Source organism: Streptomyces sp. WM6378 (assembly GCF_001279695.1).
Taxonomy (GTDB): domain Bacteria; phylum Actinomycetota; class Actinomycetes; order Streptomycetales; family Streptomycetaceae; genus Streptomyces.
Genome location: NZ_LGDD01000108.1, coordinates 1 through 1,702 on the forward strand (window position 1 = coordinate 1; position 1,702 = coordinate 1,702).

Genomic DNA, 1,702 nt, shown 5'->3' on the forward strand with positions numbered 1-1,702 from the left:
CCGTCCGGGGTTTCGGGCGTGTTGAAGAAGACGGCGACCGCGGCCGAGGCCATGTCGAAGGCCGGAACAGCGATGCAGGAGAGCCTCAAATCGGCGGCCTCGTCGGCGGGCACGCTCTCGGGCCCGTACTGCGGCACGGAAGCCCCGATGGGCCCGGTCGGCGGCGCCCTCGGCGAGTTCATGCAGCACAAAGCCCAGGAACTCGGCTACATCGCGGTGCGCACCGAACATTCGCTGAACGGTGCCTACGACGCGACGACCGAGTACGCCAAGGGTGACCTCGACATGGCCGCGAACAAGCAGAAACAGGCGGTCAAGGATCCCGTCATCAACGACAAGGGCCAGGAACTCGGCCCCGACGGCAAACCGGTCGAGAACCCGGCAGCCGCGGCGGGCGACACGGCGGGGGCCGCGAAGTGAGCGACAAGGACGTCATCGAACCCGGCGGCATCCCGATGTTCACCGGCAACCTGGAGCAGCTGACCAAGGACGCGGCCGCGCTCACCAAGCAGGCCGGTGATTTCCGTGACGGCGGATCCAACGTCCACAAGGAGTTCCAGGGGCTGTCCGCCTGCTACCAGGCTCCCGAGGCGGATCAGCTGTTCGCGACCACCCTGCCGGTGAAGACGAAGGCGGATGATTTCGCGGACGGGCTGGAGAAGGCGGCCGCGGCACTGACCGAGTACGAGGGTGTCGTACGCCCGCTGGTCGCCAGGCTGCAGAGCCTGCGCACCGAAGCGTTCGCGTTCACCGACAGCATCGCCGGGGACGACCACTGGCGGCGCGACCAGAAGAAGATCGACCACAACAACCGCCTGATGAGTGACGTCGGCGCGGCCATCTCCGCGTTCACCGACGCCGAGCGTGCCTGCCACGACAAGATCACCGCGCTGGTCGGCGGCAGCAGACTCACCGTCGACGACGGCAGCCACAAACCCGGCATGTACGGCTACAGCGCGGACGCGCTCCAGCACGCCGAGGAAACCCCCTGGGGCGGCCACGCCGAACGCGAATACACCGGCCTGGCCTGGGCCTGGCACCAGGTCAAGAGCTTCGTCTGGGACGGCTTCATCGTCGACGGGATCTGGGGCACCATCAAGGGCCTGGGCACCCTCGTCGGCACCGACGGCTGGGACAGAGCCGGCCAGGCCTGGACCGGCCTCGCCAAACTCGCCACCGGCCTCGCGATCTCCTCCACCCCGTTCGCCGCCGCGTTCTGGACCGTCCCCGACAAGGACATGCCCAGCTGGCTCCGCGACTCCCGCACCGCGATGAAAGAAACCGGCAAGGCACTCGTCGCCTGGGACGAATGGGGCAAAAACCCCGCACGGGCCGCCGGCGGGGTCACCTTCAACGTCCTGACCACCGTCTTCACCGGCGGCGCCGGCAGCGCCGCCAAGGGCGGCGCCGCCGCCAAGGTCCTCTCCGTCACCGGCAAGGTCGCCAAAATCGTCGACCCCATGACGTATGTCGCCAAAGCCGGCAAATTCGGCGTCATCAAGGTCGGCGACCTCTTCGGCAGCCTCAAGAACGTCACCTCCGGCGCCTACACCAACGTCCTCGCAGGCGGCGGCCGCTTCGACATCAACGGCACCTACATCAAGAACACCGACGTCCCCGTCGTCAAGGGCAACTACATCGAATGGCCCGGCGGCAGCCGCCTCAACCTCGACGACGGCAAGGTCTACAAACCCGACGGCAC

1 protein-coding gene and 1 pseudogene are annotated in these 1,702 nt (G+C 67.7%); both read left to right on the forward strand.

The window, feature by feature from the left end:
- Nucleotides 1-420: DUF6507 family protein (locus tag ADK54_RS11835; protein ID WP_053725547.1), on the forward strand; the 420-nt coding region annotated here is incomplete at its 5' end.
- Nucleotides 417-1,702 (forward strand): annotated as a pseudogene (locus ADK54_RS11840) (hypothetical protein); the annotation flags it as partial. The gene ADK54_RS11835 and the pseudogene ADK54_RS11840, both read left to right, overlap by 4 nt.